The sequence below is a fragment of the Catenuloplanes japonicus genome (genome assembly GCF_000717135.1).
Lineage (GTDB): Bacteria > Actinomycetota > Actinomycetes > Mycobacteriales > Micromonosporaceae > Catenuloplanes > Catenuloplanes japonicus.
Genome location: NZ_JNXY01000037.1, coordinates 68061 through 90735 on the forward strand (window position 1 = coordinate 68061; position 22675 = coordinate 90735).

The window sequence follows — 22675 nt, forward strand, 5'->3', positions numbered from 1 at the left end:
ACGCAGGCGACCAGAGGTGGCGGGCTCGGAGGAGCGGAGCGACGACCAGAAACCCAGTCGTGACGACCACGCCGCCCGGCGGCTCCTCGGATGGCTGGACCACGACGAAGCCCTGGCCGGCGAAGCTCATGGTGAACGCCTCGCCGGTGGAGCGGCCGAGCAGCGTGCCGATGCCGAGCTGGTCGGCACGGTGGTAACCGGTCTGCAGGTTCGCCGACCAGCAGATGGCGGACTGCGGGTCGACGAACGTGGGCGCGTCGATGCTGAGCACGACCGGGGAGCCGTTCGACGTGATGGCGAGCCGGCCGTACCCGGTGAAGACGCAGTTGAAGAGGCCCGCGGAGGAGAGCATGCCCATGCCCTGGACCATCTTGATGTCGTAGTTCAGCGTCGGGTCGAAGGCGAGCACGTTCGCGCCGTTGATCGACAGCGCGTCGCCGGGCTCCAGGTCGATCAGGTGGATGTCCGACGCGCGGTCCGCGAGGAACAGGTCGCCGTGACCGGAGACCTTCATCAACGGCACACCCTCGCCGGTGAGCTGCTTCTTGATGAACTTGCCGAGGCCGCCGGAACCGAGCGCCTGGAACTGCATCTGGCCCTGGTACGCCACCATCGTGCCGGTCCGGGCCATCATCTCGCCGTTGAGCTGGTACTTCAGCATTTTCGAGTTCTGCAGACGCATGCCGGGCTGCTGAGACTCGTTGTTCTCCAGGTTCTCAGCCGAGAAGAGGGCACTGCGCATTGGTTCCTCCAGCGGGACGACTATGTCGATATTGAGCCTAGGACGCGTCTTCAACCCCAGCCGAGCGCGTGCAGACGCGCGTCGTCGATGCCGAAGTGGTGGGCGATCTCGTGGACCACGGTCACCGCGACCTCGTCCACCACATCGTCCTCGCTGTCGCAGATGCGCAGGATGGGGTGGCGGTAGATGGTGATCCGATCGGGCAGCACGCCCGCGTAGTCCCAGCCGCGCTCGGTCAGCGCGTGCCCCTCGTAGAGGCCGAGCAGCTCCGGCTCGCCGGGCGGGGAGTCGTCCTCCACCAGGATGACGACGTTGTCCATCAGCCGGAGCAGCTCCTCCGGCACCTCGTCGAGCGCCTCGCCGACGAGCTCCTCGAACCGGTCGCGGTCCATCTCCACGGGCACGCGGCAATCATGACACCACCGGGCCGACGTTTCCGTCGGTCCGGTGGCGGGTGCCGCGTGAATCAGGCGTGCAGCGTCGCGGTGAGCGTGATCTCGTCGACGCCGGGCGCGAGCAGGCGGGAGATCGGGCAGTTCGCCTTCGCGTCCTCGGCGATCTTCTGGAACAGGGACTCGTCGATGCCGGGCACGTCGCCGACGGTCTCCAGGTCGATCTTCGTGACCGTCGGGCCCGCGTCCGTGGTACCCATGTGGACCTTGGCGGTCGTCTCCACCGACGTCGGCGTAAAGCCGGCCTTCGCGAGTTCGTTGGAGAAAGCCATCGAGTAGCAGCCGGCGTGCGCGGCGCCGATCAGCTCCTCCGGGTTCGTACCCTCTCCCTCTTCGAATCTGGATTTGAACGAGTAGTTGCCCTGGACGCCGCCCTTGCCGGTGCGGATCGTCCCGGAACCATCGGCGAGATTTCCCTGCCAGCGGGCAGAGCCGGAGCGAATTGGCATGCCACCGACGCTAGACCAATCCGATGCCGAAAGACCCGGGGAACCCGCAACCGCTCTCGGGACTGTGACGTCATGTCCAGTGGGAGGCGGAAATCCCAGTCCGGCGTGACAGAATCCTTCGGAGGGGAGGCGCACCCATGCAAGAGCAGACGCCCCACGAGCCGACAGCCCCCATCAACGGCCACTCGGTCCCCGACCTGCTGATCTCCGGCGGCGATGCAACACCGACACCACAACCCGCCGGGGGTACGAGGTCTGCGCGCGCTTCCCGCTGGCGTGCCCGGCTGCGCCTCGACACGTTCGGCCTGCGCGCGCTCGCGGCGCTCGGCGCGGCCGGCGTCTTCGCCTCCCTGATCACCGAGTGGCAGCGTTACGACCTGCCCGCGGACAGTCCCGAGTTCGACATCGAGGACTTCGAGCCGATCCTGGTGCAGCTCGACCAGTTCGGCGCGATCGCGTTCGGCTACCTCGGTGCCGTGATCGCGCTGGCCGGGTGTGCCGCGCTCGCGCTCTTCGGCCGCGCGTCCGGCCGGTCCCAGGCCCGGGTGCTGGGCCTCAGCATGGCCGGTGCGGCGCTGGCCTGCGCGGCCGCGGTGCTGATGGCCGGCGACTCGGAGACCGTGCGCGTCGGCGGGCTGATCTACTCCACCGGCGGCACCACGATGGAGATCTCGACACAGCCCGGCGCGTGGTACGGCGTCGGCGGCACCGTGCTGCTCGCGCTCGCGGTCTTCCTGGTCCCGCACCCGCGCGAGCTGCCCCCGGTGCTCGCGGCCGGTCCGGAGGTCGATCCGGACTCGGACGAGTGGCGGCAGCCCGTGGTCCCCCGGCACGCGGACGAGCGTCCGGCCGCGCCGCTGGACCTGAGCGTGGAGCCGGTCGAGCCGTTCCGCTTCAACGACGAACGACGCGAGCCCTGGCGCTGACCCGGCGCCCGGGGCTATATCGAAGTGAGCGCGCGGGAGCGGGCCGGTAGGCTCAACAGCTGTGATTGATCTGCGCCTGCTTCGTGACAACCCGGACGCGCTCCGAGCGAGCCAGCGCCTGCGGGGTGAGTCGGAATCCGTCGTCGACGACCTGCTCTCGGCGGACGAGTCCCGGCGGTCAGCGGTGCAGCGCTTCGAGGCGTTGCGCGCGGAGCAGAAGACGCTCGGCAAGCAGGTCCCGAAGGCGACCGGCGACGAGAAGACCGCGCTGCTGGCCCGCACCAAGGAGCTGTCCGCCGAGGTCAAGGCCGCGGAGGCCGCGGTCGGCGAGGCCGAGGCCGAGCTGAAGCGCGCGCAGTACGCGATTCCGAACCTGGTCGAGGACGGCGCGCCCGCCGGCGGCGAGAACGACTACGTGGTGCTGCGCGAGGTGGCGCCGGACGGGCGTCTCGGCGTGGACCGCGACCCGGGCTTCCCGCTCAAGGACCACCTGGAGCTGGGCGAGTCGCTCGGCGCGATCGACATGGAGCGCGGGGCGAAGGTCTCGGGCAGCCGGTTCTACTACATGACCGGCGTCGGCGCGCTGCTGGAGCTCGCGCTGCTGCAGATGGCGATCGCGCAGTCGGTGGAGTACGGCTTCACGCCGATGATCACGCCGGTGCTGGTCAAGCCGGAGTCGATGGAGGGCACCGGGTTCCTCGGCGCGCACGCCAGCGAGATCTACCGCCTGGAGGCGGACGATCTCTATCTGGTCGGCACGTCGGAGGTGCCGCTCGCGGCGTACCACATGAACGAGATCTTGGATCTTGACGGCCCGAAGCGCTATGCGGGCTGGTCGACGTGTTTCCGGCGCGAGGCCGGCTCCTACGGCAAGGACACTCGCGGCATCGTCCGCGTGCACCAGTTCGACAAGGTCGAGATGTTCTCCTACTGCCGGCCGGAGGAGGCGCACGACGAGCACCAGCGCCTGCTGGCCTGGGAGGAGCAGATGCTGGCCAAGTGCGAGCTGCCGTACCGGGTGATCGACACCGCGGCCGGCGACCTCGGCACCAGCGCGGCCCGCAAGTTCGACTGCGAGGCGTGGGTGCCGACGCAGAACGCGTACCGCGAGCTGACCTCGACGTCGAACTGCACCACGTTCCAGGCCCGGCGGCTCAACGTGCGGTACCGGGACGCGGACGGCAAGACCCAGCCCGCGGCCACGCTGAACGGCACGCTTGCCACCACCCGCTGGATCGTCGCCATCCTGGAGAACCACCAGCAGGCGGACGGTTCCGTGCGCGTGCCGAAGATGCTCCAGCCGTTCCTCGGCGGCCGTGAGGTGCTGGAGCCGGTCGCCAAGCGGTGATCCTCTCGTACCGTCGCTGTTGATTGCTACGTCACAGAGAAGTCGTGGTGGCGTAGCAATCAGTGAGCTATGGTTGCTCTCCCCCGCCGCCGGGTGCGGATCCGCCGCTCCCGGTGCGGGGCAGGGTCGAGGAGGAGCCATGGCGGGTCAGCCTGCAGTCATCTCCAGGGTGGGCATCCGGACGGGTCTGCCCAAACTGATCGCCACCGACCTGGACGGCACACTGGTCCGCAGCGACGAAACCGTCTCCGACTTCACGCACTCCGTGCTGGACCGGGTGCGTGCCGCGGGCATACCCGTCGTCGGCGCCACCGGTCGCGGCCCGCGGCTGACGGAGCTGACCCGCAACGACATCCGCGACGCCGACTTCCTGGTGATGGCCGGCGGCGGCCGCGTGGTGGACCAGCGCGACGTGCGCGAGCCCGTGGTGCTGCGCGACGCCCGTCTCTCCTCCGCGGACCTGACCACCGCGCTCACGCTGCTGGAGCAGGCCGCGGAGGGCGCGCTGCTGGTGATGGTCGAGGCCTCGGACGCGCACGACGCGCCGCTGTGGGGCGATCTCGACCCGCACTGGAAGTACGACCGGATAGAGCAGCGCACCCGCCCCGAGTGCCTGGACCGCGACGTGATCAAGGCGTTCGCCCGCGCACCGCACCTGGACGTGGACGAGTTGCTGGCCCGTGCACAGCGAGTGATCCCGGCGTCGCTGGCGTCCGTCACCCAGGCCGGCCTCGGGTACGTCGAGATCGCGCCGCCCGGTGTGGACAAGGCGAGCGGCCTGGCCGTGGTCGCGGCGCACCTCGGCGTCGACCCGGCGGACGTGCTGGTCTTCGGCGACATGCCCAACGACCTGCCGATGTTCCGCTGGGCCGGGTGGGGACGGGTCGCGGTGACGAACGCCCACCCGAGCGTCCGCGCGGCCGCCGACGAGATCACGCTGCGTAACGACGATGACGGGGTGGCGGTCTACCTCGATCGGCTACTCTCGCACTGATGAACACGCTCCCGCGCCTGGTCGCCACGGACATCGATGGCACGCTGGTGCGGGGCGACCGCACGATCAGCCCCCGGACGATCGCCACGCTGGAGCGGGTGACCGGGTCCGGGGTGCCGGTCGTGCTGGTGACCGGCCGCCCGATCCGCTGGCTGAACCAGGTGTACGAGCAGCTCAGCGCGCCGATCCCGGCGGTCTGCGCGAACGGCGCGGTGATCTACGACCCGGACACGGACACGCCGGTGCACACCGCGCCGATGGCGCCGGACGTGCTGTCCCGGATCGCGGAGAAGCTGCGCGCCGAGATCCCGGGCGTGGTGCTCGCGGTGGAGATCGAGGACAGCCGGCACATGCGCCACGAGGCGGAGTGGCCGGTGCGGTACGACACCGGCATGCCCACGATCCGCGTGGTCGGCTCGCCGGAGGAGATCACGGCCGCGCCCGCGGTGAAGATGCTGGCCCGGTCCGGCAGCCGGGACGCGGACGAGTTCGCCGCGCTGGTCAACGGCGCGCTGCGCGGGCTGGCCGAGGCCACCCACTCGTCCTACTCCGGGCTGGTGGAGATCTCCGCGGTCGGCGTGACCAAGGCGGCCGGGCTGGAGTGGTTCTGCCGGCAGCACGGCGTGGTGGCGGCGGACGTGCTCGCGTTCGGCGACATGCCCAACGACCTGCCGATGCTCACCTGGGCGGGCCGGCCGGTCGCGATGGCGAACGCGCATCCGGCCGTCCTCGAGATCGCCGCCGACACCACCCTGTCCAATGACGAGGACGGCGTCGCGGCGTACCTCGAGAAGGTCTTCGGCTTCTGACACAACCGGCGCGGCGCCGCCTGGACCGGCGGCCGTCCGGCCCGGTTCCTTTTTGTTGTGGGAGGTCGCACGGCACCTGACCCCGCTCCTGTGGCGCCGGCGCTTCGCACCCGAAATTTCGGGATTTACTGGGCGTTCGGCGTCGAGGTCAGCCCTTCCGCGATCGATGGGGCACACTATTTCCCGAAATTTCGGGAAATAGTGGCCTGGTAGCCGCGGTCGGCAGCGCCCTGGTGCGCCGGCGAAACTCCAGGCCCGCTCGCCTCTACAGATACTGTCCGGTCTGACCGGCGTCGGCACTCGGCGTCATGCCGGGCACCAGGCCACCCGGGCCCGCGGTCAGCGCGGGACGGCCGCCGCGCATCTGCTCCAGCTGCAGACGGGCCGCCATCTGCTGGGCGACCAGCGCGGCCTGGATGCCGTGGAACAGCCCCTCCAGCCAGCCGACCAGCTGGGCCTGGGCGATGCGCAGCTCGGACTCGCTCGGCGGCGTCTCGCCCTCGAACGGCAGCGACAGCCGCTCCAGCTCCTCGCGCAGCTCCGGGGCAAGGCCGTCCTCGAGCTCCGCGATCGAGCGCTGGTGGATCTCGCGCAGCCGCCCGCGGCTCGCCTCGTCGAGCGGCGCGGCCCTCACCTCCTCCAGCAGCTGTTTGATCATGCTGCCGATGCGCATGACCTTCGCCGGCTGCTCGATCAGGCGGGACGGGTCCTCCGCGCCGTCGGCGTCGCCGGCCGCGACGGTGCCCAGCGGGCGGCCGTCCGGGCCGACCACGAGCACGGTGCCGTCCTTCTCTTCGGTGCTACCGGATGCCTCGCTCATGACCCCATCTTCGCTCACCCGGCGGGGCGGTTGCCACGCGCCGTTCTGCGATATCGATATGCCGCAATGCCACTTCATCAGGGCATTGACGAAGGCCCCTCGCTGAGGTAGACAGCGATGGACCCGGAGATCGGAAACTGTTTCAGGTGGGAGCGAACGCGTGTCGCACATGGACCGTCGACGGGCACTGCGCCTTTTCAGTGGACTCGGCGCAGGGATCGGAATGGCAGGAATGTCCGGCGTGCTCGCCGGTTGCGGCAATGACGCCGAGACCGACGCGACCGGCAAGATCACCGACAAGGTACTCAAGATCGGCGTGCTGGCGCCGCTGAGCGGGGACCGCAAACCGGCCGGCGACGAGATCATCAACGGCCTGCAGCTTTACCTGGACTTCAACTCCTCCCTGCTCGGCGGACATGCGGTCGAGCTGGTCACGGCGGACGAGGGCGACAGCACCAAGACCGCCGAGGAAGCCGCGGACAAGCTGGTCAATAGCGGCGTCTCCGCGGTCGTCGGAGTCAGCAATTCCATGCTGCTGAAAGCGGTCAGCGCCAAGATCGAAAATGCGAAGGTGCCGTTGCTCGGGACCGGTGGTGGGCCGGCCAGCGTTAACAGCGCCGTATATACGTGGTCGACCTCGTACGTAGACGACGAACCGGGCGAAGCGCTCGGAATCTATATGAAGGCCACGGTGAGCGCCCGCAAGATCGCGATGATCGCGCCGGCGGCGTCCGGGCGGGACGCGGTCGAGGGCTTCCGCAACGCGTTCGGCAACTCGGCGGCGCAGATCTCCGACGGGCCGATCTGGATGCCGGACGCGTACAACCCCGCGGCCGGCGACCTGCTCGAAGCAATCACCGCGATCGACCAGCTGAACCCGGACGTGCTGTTCTGCCACGCGATCGGGCCGGCCGCGGTCACGCTCGTCAAGCAGCTGCGCGCGTCCGGCCTGGACCAGCCGATCTACGCGCCGGGCCTCTTCACCGAGGGTACGAACCTGGCGCAGATGGACACGCTGGCCGAGGGCATCTTCACGGCGCACAACTACGCGGCGGACCTGGACAACACGTTCAACCGGCGGTTCGCGGACACGTACCGGCGGCGGTTCTCCGCGGTGCCGACCGCGGCGGCGGTGGCCGCGTTCGACGCCGGGCAGGTGCTGGACCGGGCCGTGGGCATCACCGGCGAGGCGCCGAGCGCGCAGGACATCAACCTGGCGATCGGGCGGGTCGGCGCGATCGACAGCCCGCGCGGGTCGTGGCAGTTCAACCAGCCGCGGGCGCCCCAGCAGAAGTGGTACCTGCGCGAGGTCCGCCGCGACGGCTCCGTCCTGGCCAACGTGCTGATCTCGGAGCTCTCCACGCTGGGCTGATGGTCGTCGCTTCGCTCCTCCGGGCTCGCCGCCACGGCCTGCGGGGATCCGGTGCGAGGCCAGGCATGCTCTTCGCCTGGCCTCGCACCGGCTCTCCTCGGTCGTCTGCGCTCACGACGCGGTCAGGTACGTGGCGGGGGTCCGGAAAAACGTCCAAGGGCGCCGGCGGCCGACCGGACCGCGGTCAGCTCCTCAGCTCCGCCACGCAGCACTTGACGCTGCCGCCGCCCTTCTTCAGCTCGGAGAGCTCGACCGGGACCGGGGTGAAGCCGGCGGCGGACAGCTTGGCGGCCAGGCCGGTGGCGTCGCTGTTGAGGACCACGTGGCGGCCGTCGCTGACCAGATTCAGGCCGAAGTCCAGCGCGTCCGTCTCGTCGGCGAGCACCGCGTCCGGGAAGAGCTGGCGCAGCACGCGCTGGGAGGGCTCGGAGAACGCGGCCGGGTAGTAGGCGATCGTGTGATCGTCGATCGCGGCCAGCGCGGTGTCCAGGTGGTAGAAGCGCGGGTCGGTCAGGCGCAGCGAGACGACCGGGCGGGACAGCGTCTCCGCGGCCTCGGCGTGGGCCGGCGGTGCGGTCCGGAAGCCGTAACCGGCCAGGACCAGGCCCTTGCCGGGCAGGTAGGCGAAGTCTCCCTCGCCCTCGTTGATCTCGACCGGCTCCGTGTGCGACCAGCCGTGCCCGGCGTAGAACGCGCGGTGCGCCACGGCCTCGGCGGACCGCTGCGGGTGCCGGAAGCGCGCGCCGTAGGCGACGCCGTCGACCGTGAACGCGCCGTTCGCCGCGAAGACCATGTCCGGCAGCGCCGGGTCGGGGTCGAGGACGTGCACGGTGTGGCCGAGCTCGACCAGAGTCTCGCGGAGCCGTTCCCACTGCTTGACCGCGAGATCCGCGTCGACCGGCACGGTGGTGTCCATCCAGGGATTGATCACGTACTCAACCCGGAAGAACCGCGGCGGACACATGAGATATGTCCGGCAAATGGGCTTACGTTCCCCGACCATCATGCCTCTAGACAGTAGGTACGCTCAGGCGCGGGAGACAGCCCGAAGTCATGCTTGGAAGGAGCGGTTCGTTGCAGATAGACGCCGTAGATCAACAGATCATTGCGTCACTGGTCGCGGACGCCCGCTCGTCCTACTCCGAGATCGGCACCCGGGTCTCGCTCTCCGCTCCCGCGGTCAAACGCCGCGTCGATCGGCTGCGCGCCGCCGGCGTGATCAAGGGATTCACCACGGTCGTCGACCCGGCCGCGGTCGGCTGGCACACGGAGGCGTTCGTCGAGCTCTTCTGCACCGGCCGCACCACGCCCGCGCAGATCACGGTCGCGGCCCGCCGCCACCCCGAGGTGCTGGCCGCCTACACCGTCTCCGGCGAGGCGGACGCGATCGTGCACCTCCGGGCCGCCGACATGGCCCACCTCGAACAGGCCCTCGAACGCCTCCGCGCCGAGTCCTTCGTCACCTCGACCCGCAGCATGATCGTGCTGTCCCGCCTGGTCTCCAGCATCTGACCGGGCCGGTGCGGTTCAGGCCGCCGGGACCGGGGACGGGTGGGTGATGCGGTCGGCGCCGGCGTAGACGTTCATGCTGGTGCCGCGCAGGAAGCCGACCAGCGTCATGCCCGCCTCCTCGGCCAGGTCGACCGCGAGCGTGCTGGGCGCGGAGACGGCGGCGAGCAGCGGGATCCCGGCCATCCACGCCTTCTGGGTCAGCTCGAAGCTGGCCCGGCCGGAGACCATCAGCACGTGGCCGGTGAGCGGCAGCCGGCCGGCGCGCACGGCCCAGCCGATCACCTTGTCGACCGCGTTGTGCCGGCCCACGTCCTCGCGGATGACCAGCAACTCGCCGTTCGCGTCGAAGAGGCCGGCCGCGTGCAGACCGCCGGTGCGCTCGAACGCACGCTGGCGCTCGCGAAGCCGGTCCGGCAGCGAGGCCAGCACGCGCGGCGAGACGGGTGTCCGGTCGTCGGCGACCGGGAAGATCGAACGGGTGCGGATCGCGTCGATGCTGGCCTTGCCGCAGACGCCGCACGAGGACGTGGTGTAGAAGTTCCGGCTGGGGTCGGTGACGGGCGCCGGCACGTCCGGCCCGAGGACCACGTCGACCACGTTGTACGTGTTCGGCGTGTCCGTTCCCGCGCAGAGCTGCGCGGTCAGCACGTCGTCCGCCGACCTGATCACGCCCTCGGTGAACAGGAAGCCGAGCGCCAGATCCAGGTCGTCTCCCGGGGTGCGCATGGTCACGGCCAGCGGCGCCCGCTTGCCGGGGCCGGGCGGCCCGACCCGGATCTCGAACGGCTCCTCCGCACTCAACGTGTCCGGCCGCTGCCGCACCGATCCGTCGCCGTCCACGTCGATCCGCACCACGGTGCGCCGATCCGTTGCTCTGCCCACGCTCCTTACCGTATCCCCGCGCTCCCGCTCGCGGCACTGCCCGAGGCTCGTATCTCGCCACACCGCCCGAGCCCCGCCCCGCGTCACACGACACCGCCGGAGGCCCCGGACTAGGTTCGACGGCGTGGATGAACGAGCGTGCGGGGTGGTGGTCCTGGCCGGGGGACGCGGGAGCAGGCTCGGCGGCGTCGTGAAACCCGGGCTCGCGGTGGGCGGCCGGACCATGCTGGACCGGGTGCTGGACGCGACCGCCGGGCGGTCGCCGCGCGTGGTCGTCGGGCCGGACGCGATCCCGCTGCCCGAGGGCGTGCTGCGGACCGTCGAGTCGCCGCCCGGCGGAGGCCCGGTCGCGGGCGTGGGCGCGGGACTGGCCACGCTGACCCGGACCGCGCCCGGCGTGGAGCTGGTGGCGCTGCTGGCCGGCGATCTGCCGTTGATCAGCGCGGCCGCGATCGCGGATCTCCTCGCCGCGACGAACGTCACGTCCGATGTGGACGGCGCCTGCTTCGTGGACGCGGACGGCCGGCGGCAGATGCTGTGCGGCGTCTGGCGGGTGCCCGCGCTGGCCGGGGCGCTGGCCGGGCTGGCGGCCGAGCGCGGTGATCTGGCCGGCGCGTCCATGCGCGCGTTGTTCGCCCGATTGCGGGTATTGGAGAGGACGTGGACCGGGTCCGGAGCGCCGCCGTGGTTCGACTGCGACACGGAGGAGGATCTGCGGCAGGCCGAGACCTGGGTTTCCCGGAAATCCTGAACTGTGGAGGTTGCTGTGGCGGGACCGGACGGGCTGGACGAGTGGGTGGTGGCCGCGGCCGTGGAGCTGGGCCTGGAGCCCGCCGACGTGCCGACCGCGCTGGTGCTCGATCTGGCCAAGGACGTGGCGCACAACGTGGTGCGCCCGGGTGCGCCGGTGACCGCGTTCCTGCTGGGGCTCGCGGTGGGCCGTGGCGCGGACCCGACCGACGCGGCCGCCCGCCTGTCCGAGCTGGCGCTCACCTGGCCGGCCCCGTCCTGAGCCCGCCCGTCCCCGTCCCGAGGCCGGGCAGCGCGTGATCCACCGCAGTAACAAAAGGCGCACGCGGTCCCTCACGGCGACGCGCCCTCGGTAGGGTGAACCCGAAGGACGGAGGCGGAGAACATGGCAGCGGCGAACGATCAACCGGCCAAGCAGGCCGACCAGACGACCGAGCACATCCTGCTCGACGAGCCCTCCACGGCTGACCTGCGCAGCAAGGTCACGGACGCGTGGAACGAGTTCGCCCGCGCGCTCGCCGACGTGCTCCCCACGCTGCCCGAGGGCGCCTACATCGAGTTGACGCTGGACCCGACCGCCTCCGGCATCGGTGACGCGGTCTACTCCGTGACCATCTCGGTCAAGGAGGACGGCCACATCTTCGCCTACGCGGTCAGCAACACGCAGCTGCCCGAGGGATATCGGATGGACCGGGCCGCGGTGGCCGACCTGGTGGCGCTCGGATGGTCCCCGCCCGGCGTGGTGGAGGGCTCCGGCGGCCAGTTCGGCCTGCGGACGAATGCGGGCGGCACGGCGCGGCTGGCGAGCACGGTGGCGCGCACGCTGCGCGACATCTACGGCGCGCCGCACCCGGCGTTCGTGGTCTACCTGGTGCACGACAGCGAGGACGAGCCGATCGAGACGCCGCTGCTGGGCACGGCCCGGCACGAGCCGTCGATCGGCGACATCGAGCAGGCCGAGCTGGCGCTGGAGGAGGCGCTGATCTCCGGCAAGGACGGCGGTCCGCTGGCCGGCTTCGAGCTGGACGAGCAGGTCAAGATGGTGGTCAGCTCGATGACCAAGATCAGCGTCGAGCAGCTGCAGGTGGACGCGGACGGTGACATCGGCATCCGGGCCGGCTCGGCGATGGTCTTCGTCCGGGTGCGGGACAACCCGCCGCTGGTGGACGTGTTCTCGCCGATCCTGACCGAGGTCGAGCCGACCGAGCAGCTGTACGGCAAGCTCTCCGAGCTGACCAACCGCATGCCGATCGGCCGCCTCTACTGCGCGAACGACACGGTGTGGGCGTCGATCCCGGTCTTCGGCCGGAACTTTCAGGCGACCCACCTGATGCTTGCGGTGCAGGTGATGACCGGCCTCGCGGACGAGCTGGACGACCGGCTGCACGGCGAATTCGGCGGGAAGCGCTTCTTCGGCGAGGGCGACAAGCCGGTCGCGAAGGAGCCCGCGGAGGACCACCGCACGGGCATGTACCTCTGAGGTAGGTCGCACGGAACGGCCGGGCGCGCTCCACCGTCCAACCGGGCATGACTGTGTCCCGGCGGAGCCCGGCCGTTCTCGCGCTGCTGCTCGTGGTGGCGGTGTGCGCGTCGTCCTCGGGCGGCGCCCGCGATGTCCGCGAGAGTCCACCGGAGACGCCGATGGGTGGTCTGCGGCTGGTGTCATACGACTCGTGCTCCGGTCTCTACGCCGAGTTGCGGCGCGCGGCGCTGGCGAAGGTCGGACAGTTCGGCCTGGAGGGCGATCCGCGGATCCTGACCTCGCTGGGCGGCGGTGCCGAGGTCGCGCGGGACATGTCCGCGAACGTGCCGGGTGACGCCGGTGCCGCGGGCTTCTCCGGGACCAACACGCACGAGCGCGGTGTCGACGAGCCCGACCAGGTCAAGACGGACGGCCGGCGCATCGTCACGATCTCCGCGCTCGGCGGCGCCCCGGTGCTCCGCGTGATCGACGCGGCCTCCCGCACCCAGACCGGCGAGCTGGCGCTCACCGGCCTCCACGGCACGGCCGACCTGCTGCTCTCCGGCGATCGCGCGCTCGTGCTGGCCGACGGCGCCACGCCACGCTTCGTGCCGAACGGGTTCGCCGAGGACGGACGCGGATTTCCCTCGACGGTGCGATCCCGGCTGGAGCTGCGCCTGATCGACCTCTCCGGCCCGCCACGTCAGATCGGCCGGTACACCGCGGACGGATCGCTGGTCGACGCGCGGCAGAACGGCGGCACGGCCCGGGTGGTGCTGCGCTCGTCGCCCCGCATCGACTTCCCCCTGGAGCGGCCGGACCTGGAGGGGAACCGCCGGATCGTGCGGGACGCCACGGACGACGTCTGGCTGCCCCGATTCGAGGTCACCGGACCGGACGGCACGGTCGTCATCGGCACGGTCCCGTGCGACCGGGTGACCCGGCCCGCGTCCTACGACGGCGTGCGCACGCTGACCATGCTCAGTTTCGACCTCGCCGCGCCCGCGCTCACGGACGGCGCTCCGGTGGGCGTGGTCGCGGAGGGCGACACCGTTTACGGCACGGGGGAGAGCCTCTACGTCGCGGACCGGGGCAGGGAGAACACCGAGATCTACCGGTTCGACACCGGGGGTGCGTCCGCGCCGCGGTATGCCGCCTCCGGCGTGGTCCCGGGGTATCTGATCAACCAGTTCGCCCTGTCGGAGTGGGACGGTGTCCTGCGCGCCGCGACCACGATCGGCGGGAACGCGAGCTCCGTCGTCACCACGCTGACCCGGCAGGGCGCCGCGCTCACCGTCACCGGCTCGGTCGGCGATCTGGGGCGCGGTGAGACCATCCACTCGGTGCGGTTCCTGGGGGATCGCGGATATGTCGTCACGTTCCGCCGGACGGATCCGCTCTACGCGGTCGATCTGAGCGACCCGGCCCGGCCGCGGGTCACCGGCGAGCTGAAGATCCCCGGTTACTCCGCCTATCTGCACCCGGCCGCGCCCGGCCGGCTGATCGGTGTGGGCCAGGACGCCACCGAGGCGGGCCGCGTCACCGGGATGCAGGTCTCGCTCTTCGACGTGGCGGACCCGCAGTCGCCCGCGCGACTGGCGCAGCACCATCTCCCGGCCACGAGCTCGGCCGCCGAATTCGACCCGCACGCGTTCCTGTTCTGGCCGGCGACCGGGCATCTGGTGGTGCCGGTCGCGGATCACACCGGCGCGGCGCCCTCCGCCCTGGTCCTGCGGCTCGCCGGGGACACGCTGGCCGAGGCGGGCCGGATCGTCCACCCGGACGGCGGCCCGATCACGCGCGCGCTGGTCGTCGGCGGCACACTCTGGACGGCCGGGCCCGGCGGGCTGCAGGCGGTGTCGCTCGCCACGCTCGAGCACCAGGCGTGGCTGCCGGTCTGACCGGGACCTCATGCGGCCCTCGGCGCGTCCAGCGCGGACGGCGGGATGCCGTCCGCGAGCACGTCGTCGAGCAGGCGCGCGATGACGAGGTGCGGGTCGAGGGAGAGCGCGCGGTCGACCGCGACGGACGCGAGCGCGCCCTGGCCGAGGCGCCACGCGGTGAACGCGAGCAGCACCGCGGGGACGGCGGCCAGCTCCGGCCGGGCGCGACGGACCACATCGGACCAGAGCGCCACCTCCCACCCCGCGCCCTGGGCATGATTCAGCGCGTATTCGCTGACCGGGTCCTGGGTCAGCAGCACGGTCAGCCAGGCCATCTCGTCGTCGTCCAGCGTGCCGCCGTCGTGGTGCCGGGACATGGCGTCGCCGACCGCGCGGGAGCCGATCCGCCGGAGCGCGCCGAGCAGCACGCCCGGCCCGGGGTCGAGGCCGGCACACAACACGTCCAGCCGGCGGTCGGCCTCGACGGTGGCGGCCAGCATCGCGTCGCGGGCGGCGCCGGTGACCGGGGCGAGCGAGGCGACCATCGCGGCGCGGTCGGTGTGCACCTCGAAGCCGGCGGCGGCGCGGATCTCGTCGGCCGCGTCCGTGTAGGCACGCCCGGCGGACGGGCAGCAGTTCTCGTCCGTGCACAGGTAGCACCAGAAGCGGCCGTCCGCGACGCGCAGCTGCTCGCGGACCGGGATGCGCAGGTCGAGCAGCGCGTCGTTGACGGCGGCGACCAGCGCGGCGCCGCTGAGGTGGGCCCCGGTGTAGCCGATCAGGACCACCGAGTCGACGGTCTGCCGCGCCACCACGGTCGCGATCTGCCGTGCGTATTCGTCGATCTCGGGGAACGACAGGTCGGGCGGCGGCAGATCCTGCCGTGCGGCGAACACCAGTGCGTTGTCGTGTCTGCCCACCACCACGAGGCTGTCGCGTGGATGGAAACCGAGCAGGTACGGCACGACGGCGATGAGGTGCGCGGGAGAGGTGACCCGTAGGTCGGAGAGGCTCATGCGGCCAGCGTGGCGAGGCGGCCGGGCGGCGGGGGATCTCCGTGGACGACACCGGGTTATCCACAGCCCCAAATGTCCGTTTCTACATGAAGACCCAGGTCAGACGTGGAATTCGAGCTCGTGGAGTTGGAGGCGCTCGCTCCGGGACGCGGGGTCGGGGCCGAGATCCAGCGTCAGCTCGACCGAGGAGAGCACCGTGTAACCGGCCGCGTGCAGGCAGGTGATCGCCTCGATGTTGCGCGACTCCGGCGAGATGGTCAGCGCGGTCAGGTGACGTCGGCGGGCCTCGTCCGCCAGGAAGCCGAGCAGCGCCCTGCCCACGCCCTCGCCCCGGTGACCGTCCGCGACCACGACCGGCTCGACCGCGCCGCGCCGGCCGTCGACGATCAGCCCGACCAGGCCGATCACTCCGTGCTCCGGATGCTCCGCGACCCAGACGCCGGACAGGTCCAGCCGCGTCAGATATTCCTCGAACGCGGCGGTAGGGTCCGCCCCGCCGTAGCCGGGATCGTCGTAGAGCTCGCGGTGCCGTTCGATCAGCTCGCCCCAGAGCTGCCGGCCCGCGCTGTGGTCCGCCGGGCGGTAAGGACGGACGGTTACGGCACCCATGCGGACATAATGACTGACCGGCACCCAGTTTGAGGGGATCAGCGCGTGGACCTGGCCTATCTTCGTGCGCACCCGCAGCACCTTTCGACATTTCTCACCCACCAGCGGATCCGGCAGACGCCGGTGGGTGGCGGGAGCATCGCGCAGGCGTCCCGGCTGACGCTGGACGACGGCGAGTCGATCTTCGCCAAGAGCATGCCCGCCGGTACGCCGGAGAACTTCGAGGTCGAGGCCGCGGGCCTGCGCTGGCTGGGCGAGGCCGGAGGCGTACCCGTGCCGGAGATCGTCGTGGTTCTTCCGGACCTGCTGGCACTGGAGTGGATCGAGCCGGGCACGCCCACGCCGGCCGCGGCCCGGCGACTCGGCGAGGAGCTGGCCACCACCCACCTGGCCGGCGCGGACGCCTTCGGCCTGCTGCCGGGGCACACGGATGCGCTCATCGGATCGCTCCCGCAGGACAACTCGCCCGCACCGGGCCCGTGGGGGCCGTGGTTCGCCGAACGCCGTCTCCGGCCCTACCTGCGGCTCTCCGTCGACAACGGCGCGCTCGACGACCACACGCGCGCGTCGGTCGAGGCCGTGCTGCGCCGGATCGAGGACTTCGGCGGCGACGAACCGCCGAGCCGCATCCACGGCGACCTCTGGCCGGGCAACGTGTTGTGGGGCGCGGACGGGCGCGCCCGGCTGATCGACCCGGCCGCGCACGGCGGCCACCGCGAGACCGACCTGGCCGCGCTCCGGCTGTTCGGGGGCATTCCAGATCAAGAGCATCTGATCAGGGGGTACGCCGAGCGCGCGGCCGCCCTCGGCCGGCCGCTGGACGAGCGCTGGGAGGCACGGGTGCCGCTGCACCAACTGCACCTGCTGCTGGTGCACACCGCGCTGTTCGGCCACGCCTACCGGGAACCGGTGCGGGCCGCCGCCGAAAGGATGCTTCGACTGTGATCGTCATGCGCGCTAGGTTCGACGAGTGGACGTAGACGCACCCCGCCCGGCCGAGCCCGGTCTCATCGACCGCTTCGGGCGCCAGGCGATCGATCTCCGGGTGTCACTGACCGACCGATGCAATCTCCGCTGCACCTACTGCATGCCCGCGGAGGGCCTGCCCTGGTTGCCGAACTCGGACGTGCTCACCGACGACGAGGTGATCCGGCTGGTCCGGATCGCGGTCGAGCGGCTGGGCGTGCGCGAGGTGCGGTTCACCGGCGGCGAGCCGCTGATCAGGCCCGGCCTCACCAAGATCGTCACCGAGGTCGCGCTGCTGGAACCGCGGCCGACGACGAGCCTGACCACGAACGGCATCGGCCTGGAGAAGACCGCGGCCGCGCTGCGCGACGCCGGGCTGGACCGGGTCAACGTCTCGCTGGACACGCTGGACGAGGACCGGTTCGCGACGCTGACCCGCCGCCGCCGGCTGCCGGACGTGCTGGCCGGGCTGCGCGCCGCGGCCGACGCGGGGCTGACGCCCGTGAAGATCAATACGGTGCTGATGCGCGGCGTCAATGACGACGAGGCGCCGGCGCTGCTCGCGTTCGCGCTGGAGCACGGCTACCAGCTGCGGTTCATCGAGCAGATGCCGCTGGACGCGCAGCACGGGTGGGACCGGGCGACCATGGTCACCGCGGAGGAGATCCTGCGCGATCTGCAGGCCGCGTTCACGCTGCTGCCGGACCCGGTCGCGCGCGGTGGCGCGCCGGCCGAGACCTGGCTGGTCGACGGCCACACCGCGGTCGGCGGCGGGCCCGCGCGGGTCGGCGTGATCGGCACCGTGACGCGGCCGTTCTGCGGCGACTGCGACCGGACCCGGCTGACCGCGGACGGGCAGGTCAGAGCGTGCCTGTTCGCCACGGAGGAGTCGGATCTGCGGGCCGCGCTGCGCGGTGGTGCGGACGACGAGGAACTGGCCCGGCGCTGGCGCGTGGCGATGTGGGGCAAGCGGGCCGGTCACGGCATCGACGATCCGTCGTTCCTGCAGCCGGTACGCCCGATGTCCGCGATCGGCGGCTGACCGTGAAGATCACCGTGCGGTACTTCGCGGCCGCCCGTGTCGCCGCCGGCACGTCCGAGGAGACGCTGGACTCCGCCGCCACGACGCTGGACGCGCTGCTGACCGAGCTGACCACCCGCCACGGCGACGGCCTGGCCTCGGTCTTCGCGCGCGCGAGCTACCTGGTCGACGGCGCCGCCTGGCGCGACCGCACCGCCCCCCTCCCCGACGACCCGACGGTGGACGTGCTGCCGCCCTTCGCCGGAGGCTAAGAAAGCAGCCCAGCGCCGGAGGCTGATGTCCGGCTCGGCGCGGGGCCGGGAACGACGAACGAGGAAGGCATGCGGCGCACGTCTCGAAGCCGCGGCCGTATCCTCTGATGATTGTGATCTTCGGGTTCTTTCGACGGGCAACGTGGCGGTCTTCGCCGGGATCGGCGACAGCGGGGATCACTCCGGTGGAGTTGACGTCACATTGCGGGCGTGGCGCCGCGCGGCCGACCGGCGCGGCGTGGCAGGATGCGGCGTGCCCCCGTTGAGCGCGACACCCTTCGACGGCGCTACGGTCGCGCCCACGTTCGTGGCGGACCTGCACATTCACTCCAAGTACTCGCGCGCATGCAGCCGCGATCTCAACATGCCGAACCTGGCGTGGTGGGCCCGGCGCAAGGGCGTCGCGTTGCTCGGCACGGGTGATTTCACGCACCCCGCATGGTTCGACCACCTCCGCGAGACGCTGAAGCCCGCGGAGCCCGGCCTCTACCGGCTCGCGCCGGACGTCGAGGCGGACATCGCGAAGCGCCTGCCGCCGCGGCTGGGAAGCGTCGCCGAGGCGAGCCCGATGCGCTACATGCTGTCGGTGGAGATCTCGACGATCTACAAGCGTGGCGACCGGACGCGCAAGGTCCACCACCTGATCTACATGCCGGATCTGGACGCGGCCGCGCGATTCAACACCGCGCTCGGACGGATCGGCAACCTGGGTTCGGACGGCCGGCCGATCCTGGGGCTGGACTCGCGGAACCTGCTGGAGATCGTGCTGGAGGCGAGCCCGGACGGGTTCCTGGTCCCGGCACACATCTGGACGCCGTGGTTCTCCGCGCTGGGCTCGAAGTCCGGTTTCGACGCGATCGCGGACTGCTACGCCGATCTCGCGCCGCACATCTTCGCGGTGGAGACCGGGCTCTCCTCCGACCCGGAGATGAACGGGCGGGTGAGCAGCCTGGACGCGTACCAGCTGGTCTCGAACTCGGACGCGCACTCGCCGCCGGCGCTGGCCCGCGAGGCGACGGTGCTCTCGTCCGCGCTGGACTACTACTCGGTGCGCGAGGCGCTGCGCACCGGGAACGGCCTGGACGGGACGATCGAGTTCTTCCCGGAGGAGGGTAAGTACCACTCGGACGGGCACCGCAACTGCGGCATCAACTGGGCGCCGGCCCGCACGCGCGAGGCCGGTGGCATATGCCCGGAGTGCGGTAAGGGCCTGACCGTCGGCGTGCTGAGCCGGGTCGAGGATCTGGCCGACCGGGCCGACGGCGACACCCGCCCGAACGCCAAGAAGGTCACGCACCTGGTGCCGCTGGGCGAGATCCTCGGTGAGATCAACGCGGTGGGCGCGCGCTCGAAGACCGTGGAGGGCCAGCTCAACTCGCTGATCGCGGCGCTCGGCTCGGAGCTGGACATCCTGACCACGGTGCCGGTGACGGACATCACCGCGGCCGGCGGCGAGCTGATCGGCGAGGCGATCTCGCGGCTGCGCCGCAATCAGGTGCACAGGACTCCGGGGTACGACGGGGAGTACGGCATCATCAAGCTGTTCGAGCCCGGGGAGCTGAAGTCCACGGGCGGGGCGGCGCAGGCGGACGCGTTGTTCGATCTGCCGGTGCCGCAGCAGCGGGTGCCCGCCAAGAAGGCACCGGCGAAGGCACCGGCCAGGACTCCGGTCAAGAAGAAGGCGGCGGTTGTGGCTTCTGCGTCGTCGTCCTCGAACTCCTCCGACGACGCGACGTCGCCGCTGCTGATCGGGACGAGCTCGCCCGCGGTGGATTCGGCCCGGCCCCGGCCCGCGCGCGGGGTGGCCTCGGTGCCGCCCGCGTTGTCGCCGCCGTCGCCGCACGAGCCGTTCGAGCCGATGCTCTCCGGCATGGAGGAGGTCGGCACCGGCCTGCTGGACCGGCTGGACGCGATGCAGCGGGTGGCCGCGTCCGCGCCGGCCGGGCCGCTGCTGATCGTGGCCGGTCCGGGCACGGGCAAGACGCGCACGCTGACGCACCGGATCGCGTACCTGTGCGCGGAGCTCAACGTGCTGCCGGAGCAGTGCCTGGCGATCACGTTCACCCGGCGCGCGTCCGAGGAGATGCGGGAGCGGCTGGATGCGCTGCTCGGCCCGGTCGCGGACGGGATCACGGTCTCCACGTTCCACTCGCTCGGCCTGTCGATCCTGCGGGAGAACGCGGGCGCGGCCGGGCTGCCGGACGACTTCCGGATCGCGGACGACGTGCAGCGTGCGGCCGCGCGGGCCGAGGCCGGCGAGGACGACGCCGCCTATGTGAAGCTGCTGCGCGCGGACAGCCTCGTCGACCTGGACGAGCTGGTCACGCTGCCGGTGGCGCTGCTGACCGAGTCGAAGGCGCTGGTCGAGGAGTACCGCGCGCGCTGGCGGTGGATCTTCGTCGACGAGTACCAGGACGTCGACTCCGTGCAGTACGACCTGCTGCGCCTGCTCAGCCCGCCGGACGGCAACCTGTGCGCGATCGGCGACCCGGACCAGGCGATCTACTCGTTCCGCGGCGCGGACGTCGGCTACTTCCTGCGCTTCGCGCAGGACTTCACGGACGCCCGCACGGTACGACTGACCCGCAACTACCGCTCGTCCGCGCCGATCCTGGCCGCGGCCGTGCAGGCGATCGCCCCGGCGTCGCTGGTGCGCGGCCGTCGGCTGGACCCGGCCCGGCTGGACCCGGAGGCGCCGCTGGTCGGACGGCTGGCGGCCGGTTCCGCGGGCGACGAGGCGGAGTTCGTGGCGCGGACCGTGGACGAGCTGGTCGGCGGCGTGTCGCACCGGTCGATGGACTCGGGCCGGGCGGACGGCCGCACCTCGAACATCTCGTTCTCGGACATCGCGGTGCTCTATCGGACCGACGCGCAGTCCGGCCCGATCCTGGACGCGCTGGGCCGGGCCGGCATCCCGGTGCAGAAGCGCTCGCACAACCGGCTGCGGGACCGGGCCGGCGTCTCCGCGATCGCGCGCGAGCTGCGGCACGCGGACGGGCTCGGCGGTTCCGTCGCGGCCCGGGTCCGGCTGACCGGCCAGGTGCTGGCCGAGCGGTTCGCGACGCCGACACTGGACGCGGCGGCCACGGTCGAGCCGGCCGACGTCTGGTCCGCGGTGGACGTCCTGAAGCCGCTGGCGCTGCGCTGCGGCGACGACCTGCAGCAGTTCCTGGGCGAGATCGCGCTGGGCGCGGAGGTGGACACGCTGGACCCGCGCGCGGAGGCGGTCACGCTGCTCACGCTGCACGCGGCGAAGGGACTGGAGTTCCCGGTCGTGTTCCTGGTCGGCTGCGAGGACGGGCTGCTGCCGATGCGGTTCCCGGGCGAGAAGCCGTCGCAGGACGACATCGACGAGGAGCGGCGGCTGTTCTTCGTCGGCCTCACCCGCGCGCAGGACCGGCTCTACGTCAGCCACGCGGCGCGACGCTTCCGTTACGGTTCGGAGCGGGACTGTGTGCCGACGCCGTTCCTGAACGACATCGACTCCGGGTTGTTCGAGCGTCTCGGCGCCGCTGAGCCGCGCAAACCCAAGGATCGCCAGCTGCGTCTGATCTAGCCCGGATGGCCGATCTTGGTTGACCGAACGGCATCGCTGTCGGCTAGGTGACCGCCAATCCACGGCGGAGCGACCAGACTCCGCCCATGACCGTCACCGTTGTCTCCGCGGCCAGCGCCACGCTGACCCGGGCAGGGATCGCGGCGGCGCTCGAGGGCGAGCCGGACCTGCAGCTGGTCGGCGCCGCCGCGTCCGGGGCCGAGGCTCTGTCGCTGCTCGGCAAGCAGTTGCCGGACGTGGTGCTGCTCGATCTCGACCTGGCCGACGGCAACGGCCTGGCCTGGGGCGCGGAGCTGCGCCGCAGCCATCCGGCGCTCGGGATAGTGCTGCTGGCCGCGCGCGACGACGACCTGCTGCTGCGCGCGCTGGAGGCGGGGATCTCCGCGTTCCTGCCGCGCACGGAGGAGCTGGGCGCGATCCTGGCCGCGGTCCGGCACGCGGCCGCGGCGCCGGCCTCGTTCACCGCGCCGGACCTGGCGGGCGCGCTGAGCCGGCGGCGGAGTTCGGCCACGGTGGTCAGTCCGCGCGAGCGCGAGGTGCTGCACCTGCTGCGGGACGGGCTGACCGTGCCGCAGATAGCGGCGTCGCTCGGGTTGAGCGAGTCGACGGTGAAGACGTACCTGGCCCGGATCTACGACAAGCTCGGCGTGGGCGGGCGGGAGCAGGCCGTGATCGCGGCGACGGATCGTGGCCTGATCCCGGAGAAGGGTTAGGCGCGGGCGGGTTTCGGTTGAAGCGCGACCACCCACGGCAGCGGAAGGGAGGAGCGCCGGCGACGACCGGTGCCCGCGGGAGCGACGCTGCCGGACCACCGCGAAGTGGGAAAATCCGTTC

At 71.5% G+C, this 22675-nt stretch carries 21 protein-coding genes and 3 pseudogenes; 16 read left to right on the plus strand and 8 right to left on the minus strand.

Annotation, left to right across the window (positions count from 1 at the left end; translation table 11 throughout):
• Nucleotides 1-76 precede the first annotated feature (76 nt).
• The 3 genes and pseudogenes from OP04_RS52505 to OP04_RS40710 all read right to left on the minus strand — a co-directional run.
• A pseudogene (locus tag OP04_RS52505) lies at nt 77-742 on the minus strand (AIM24 family protein); the annotation flags it as partial.
• Between the two features lie 50 nt (nt 743-792).
• The gene (locus tag OP04_RS40705; protein ID WP_198154161.1) at nt 793-1140 is read right to left on the minus strand and encodes a metallopeptidase family protein; all 348 of its coding nucleotides are present in this window, start codon (nt 1138-1140) and stop codon (nt 793-795) included.
• 68 nt (nt 1141-1208) lie between these two features.
• Nucleotides 1209-1643, minus strand: a complete 435-nt coding sequence (locus tag OP04_RS40710; RefSeq protein WP_033345343.1) for an OsmC family protein — start codon at nt 1641-1643, stop codon at nt 1209-1211.
• A gap of 137 nt (nt 1644-1780) precedes the next feature.
• On the opposite strand from OP04_RS40710, the gene OP04_RS40715 reads away from it, so the two are divergent.
• The 4 genes from OP04_RS40715 (at nt 1781) to OP04_RS40730 (ending at nt 5720) form a co-directional block, all read left to right on the plus strand.
• Nucleotides 1781-2569: a hypothetical protein gene (locus OP04_RS40715; RefSeq protein ID WP_033345344.1), complete on the plus strand. Its 789-nt coding sequence runs from the start codon at nt 1781-1783 to the stop codon at nt 2567-2569.
• A gap of 61 nt (nt 2570-2630) precedes the next feature.
• Complete coding sequence (gene serS / locus OP04_RS40720; RefSeq protein ID WP_033345345.1) at nt 2631-3917, plus strand: serine--tRNA ligase; 1287 nt, start codon at nt 2631-2633, stop codon at nt 3915-3917.
• Between the two features lie 139 nt (nt 3918-4056).
• The gene (locus tag OP04_RS40725; protein ID WP_051799837.1) at nt 4057-4911 is read left to right on the plus strand and encodes an HAD family hydrolase; all 855 of its coding nucleotides are present in this window, start codon (nt 4057-4059) and stop codon (nt 4909-4911) included.
• Complete coding sequence (locus OP04_RS40730; protein WP_033345347.1) at nt 4911-5720, plus strand: HAD family hydrolase; 810 nt, start codon at nt 4911-4913, stop codon at nt 5718-5720. Before OP04_RS40725 ends, OP04_RS40730 begins: the two co-directional genes overlap by 1 nt.
• Before the next feature lie 265 nt (nt 5721-5985).
• Here OP04_RS40730 and OP04_RS40735 read toward each other — a convergent pair whose 3' ends face one another.
• The gene (locus OP04_RS40735; RefSeq protein WP_033345348.1) at nt 5986-6540 is read right to left on the minus strand and encodes a bacterial proteasome activator family protein; all 555 of its coding nucleotides are present in this window, start codon (nt 6538-6540) and stop codon (nt 5986-5988) included.
• 223 nt (nt 6541-6763) lie between these two features.
• On the opposite strand from OP04_RS40735, the gene OP04_RS40740 reads away from it, so the two are divergent.
• Nucleotides 6764-7912 carry an ABC transporter substrate-binding protein gene (locus tag OP04_RS40740; RefSeq protein ID WP_198154159.1) on the plus strand — a complete coding sequence of 383 codons (1149 nt, stop codon included), beginning with the start codon at nt 6764-6766 and terminating at the stop codon, nt 7910-7912.
• A 184-nt stretch (nt 7913-8096) separates the two neighbouring features.
• Here OP04_RS40740 and ddaH read toward each other — a convergent pair whose 3' ends face one another.
• Nucleotides 8097-8915 carry a dimethylargininase gene (ddaH, locus tag OP04_RS40745; RefSeq protein WP_408606849.1) on the minus strand — a complete coding sequence of 273 codons (819 nt, stop codon included), beginning with the start codon at nt 8913-8915 and terminating at the stop codon, nt 8097-8099.
• A gap of 71 nt (nt 8916-8986) precedes the next feature.
• On the opposite strand from ddaH, the gene OP04_RS40750 reads away from it, so the two are divergent.
• Entirely contained in the window at nt 8987-9424 is a 438-nt protein-coding gene (locus OP04_RS40750) for an Lrp/AsnC family transcriptional regulator (RefSeq protein ID WP_033345351.1), read from the plus strand.
• A 15-nt stretch (nt 9425-9439) separates the two neighbouring features.
• On the opposite strand, the gene fdhD is transcribed toward OP04_RS40750, so the two are convergent.
• Nucleotides 9440-10306, minus strand: coding sequence for a formate dehydrogenase accessory sulfurtransferase FdhD (fdhD, locus tag OP04_RS40755; protein WP_033345352.1), 867 nt, complete (start codon nt 10304-10306; stop codon nt 9440-9442).
• Nucleotides 10307-10430: 124 nt separating this feature from the next.
• Between fdhD and mobA the strand changes: the two genes are divergently transcribed.
• The 4 genes from mobA to OP04_RS40775 all read left to right on the plus strand — a co-directional run bounded on the left by mobA (nt 10431) and on the right by OP04_RS40775 (nt 14419).
• Nucleotides 10431-11057, plus strand: coding sequence for a molybdenum cofactor guanylyltransferase (gene mobA / locus OP04_RS40760; RefSeq protein WP_408606847.1), 627 nt, complete (start codon nt 10431-10433; stop codon nt 11055-11057).
• 15 nt (nt 11058-11072) lie between these two features.
• Entirely contained in the window at nt 11073-11318 is a 246-nt protein-coding gene (locus OP04_RS40765; RefSeq protein ID WP_332309707.1) for a DUF6457 domain-containing protein, read from the plus strand.
• 123 nt (nt 11319-11441) lie between these two features.
• Nucleotides 11442-12536, plus strand: a complete 1095-nt coding sequence (locus OP04_RS40770; RefSeq protein ID WP_033345353.1) for a T3SS (YopN, CesT) and YbjN peptide-binding chaperone 1 — start codon at nt 11442-11444, stop codon at nt 12534-12536.
• A gap of 47 nt (nt 12537-12583) precedes the next feature.
• The gene (locus tag OP04_RS40775; RefSeq protein ID WP_033345354.1) at nt 12584-14419 is read left to right on the plus strand and encodes a beta-propeller domain-containing protein; all 1836 of its coding nucleotides are present in this window, start codon (nt 12584-12586) and stop codon (nt 14417-14419) included.
• 8 nt (nt 14420-14427) lie between these two features.
• On the opposite strand, the gene OP04_RS40780 is transcribed toward OP04_RS40775, so the two are convergent.
• A complete protein-coding gene (locus OP04_RS40780) occupies nt 14428-15417 on the minus strand; it encodes a DUF4192 domain-containing protein (RefSeq protein WP_051799839.1) in 990 nt (329 codons plus the stop codon).
• Between the two features lie 99 nt (nt 15418-15516).
• Nucleotides 15517-16026: a GNAT family N-acetyltransferase gene (locus tag OP04_RS40785; RefSeq protein WP_033345355.1), complete on the minus strand. Its 510-nt coding sequence runs from the start codon at nt 16024-16026 to the stop codon at nt 15517-15519.
• A gap of 45 nt (nt 16027-16071) precedes the next feature.
• On the opposite strand from OP04_RS40785, the gene OP04_RS40790 reads away from it, so the two are divergent.
• From OP04_RS40790 to OP04_RS40810, 6 genes and pseudogenes are all read left to right on the plus strand, one after another.
• Nucleotides 16072-16971: a fructosamine kinase family protein gene (locus OP04_RS40790; protein ID WP_033345356.1), complete on the plus strand. Its 900-nt coding sequence runs from the start codon at nt 16072-16074 to the stop codon at nt 16969-16971.
• Nucleotides 16972-16996: 25 nt separating this feature from the next.
• Entirely contained in the window at nt 16997-18034 is a 1038-nt protein-coding gene (gene moaA / locus OP04_RS40795; protein WP_033345357.1) for a GTP 3',8-cyclase MoaA, read from the plus strand.
• 2 nt (nt 18035-18036) lie between these two features.
• Nucleotides 18037-18285 carry a MoaD/ThiS family protein gene (locus tag OP04_RS40800; RefSeq protein ID WP_033345358.1) on the plus strand — a complete coding sequence of 83 codons (249 nt, stop codon included), beginning with the start codon at nt 18037-18039 and terminating at the stop codon, nt 18283-18285.
• Nucleotides 18286-18538: 253 nt separating this feature from the next.
• A pseudogene (locus OP04_RS56890) lies at nt 18539-19954 on the plus strand (endonuclease Q family protein); the annotation flags it as partial.
• 105 nt (nt 19955-20059) lie between these two features.
• Nucleotides 20060-21841: pseudogene (locus OP04_RS56895) on the plus strand (ATP-dependent helicase); the annotation flags it as partial.
• Between the two features lie 86 nt (nt 21842-21927).
• A complete protein-coding gene (locus OP04_RS40810) occupies nt 21928-22554 on the plus strand; it encodes a response regulator transcription factor (protein WP_051799840.1) in 627 nt (208 codons plus the stop codon).
• The last annotated feature ends 121 nt before the right edge of the window (nt 22555-22675 follow it).

Bases quoted from the DNA above. Each gene is read 5' to 3' on its own strand.
- ddaH (WP_408606849.1), bottom strand. From the start codon at position 8,915: ATGGTCGGGGAACGTAAGCCCATTTGCCGGACATATCTCATGTGTCCG.
- OP04_RS40740 (WP_198154159.1), top strand. From the start codon at position 6,764: ATGGCAGGAATGTCCGGCGTGCTCGCCGGTTGCGGCAATGACGCCGAG.
- OP04_RS40715 (WP_033345344.1), top strand. From the start codon at position 1,781: ATGCAAGAGCAGACGCCCCACGAGCCGACAGCCCCCATCAACGGCCAC.
- OP04_RS40810 (WP_051799840.1), top strand. From the start codon at position 21,928: ATGACCGTCACCGTTGTCTCCGCGGCCAGCGCCACGCTGACCCGGGCA.
- OP04_RS40725 (WP_051799837.1), top strand. From the start codon at position 4,057: ATGGCGGGTCAGCCTGCAGTCATCTCCAGGGTGGGCATCCGGACGGGT.
- OP04_RS40780 (WP_051799839.1), bottom strand. From the start codon at position 15,417: ATGAGCCTCTCCGACCTACGGGTCACCTCTCCCGCGCACCTCATCGCC.
- OP04_RS40735 (WP_033345348.1), bottom strand. From the start codon at position 6,540: ATGAGCGAGGCATCCGGTAGCACCGAAGAGAAGGACGGCACCGTGCTC.
- OP04_RS40710 (WP_033345343.1), bottom strand. From the start codon at position 1,643: ATGCCAATTCGCTCCGGCTCTGCCCGCTGGCAGGGAAATCTCGCCGAT.
- OP04_RS40730 (WP_033345347.1), top strand. From the start codon at position 4,911: ATGAACACGCTCCCGCGCCTGGTCGCCACGGACATCGATGGCACGCTG.
- OP04_RS40775 (WP_033345354.1), top strand. From the start codon at position 12,584: ATGACTGTGTCCCGGCGGAGCCCGGCCGTTCTCGCGCTGCTGCTCGTG.
- OP04_RS40770 (WP_033345353.1), top strand. From the start codon at position 11,442: ATGGCAGCGGCGAACGATCAACCGGCCAAGCAGGCCGACCAGACGACC.
- OP04_RS40785 (WP_033345355.1), bottom strand. From the start codon at position 16,026: ATGGGTGCCGTAACCGTCCGTCCTTACCGCCCGGCGGACCACAGCGCG.